Consider the following 286-nt stretch of genomic DNA (forward strand, 5'->3'; position numbering starts at 1 on the left):
CTTTTTGAATTCAAAGCTTGTTAAAAAACTCTAATTCACTCGGTTTTGCTTGGTAAAATCATAAATTTTACTTACTTATCTAGTTTTCAATGTACAAAAAAATGGTGGGCCTAAGTGGACTCGAACCACCGACCTCACGCTTATCAGGCGTGCGCTCTAACCAGCTGAGCTATAGGCCCATTCTTTTTGAATACTCTAATGAGCACTCAAAACTGAATACAATATGTCAATGTTATTCCTATTTCATCTTCGTAAGAAGATGTTTCCGAATATATCCTTAGAAAGG

1 tRNA gene is annotated in these 286 nt (G+C 36.0%); it reads right to left on the reverse strand.

Going from position 1 to position 286, the window contains the following annotated elements:
• Nucleotides 1–102: 102 nt before the first annotated feature.
• Nucleotides 103–179 (reverse strand) — tRNA-Ile (locus BTM19_RS12900).
• Nucleotides 180–286: the final 107 nt, after the last annotated feature.

Source organism: Staphylococcus xylosus (assembly GCF_002732165.1).
In the GTDB taxonomy this organism is placed as follows: Bacteria; Bacillota; Bacilli; order Staphylococcales; family Staphylococcaceae; genus Staphylococcus; species Staphylococcus xylosus.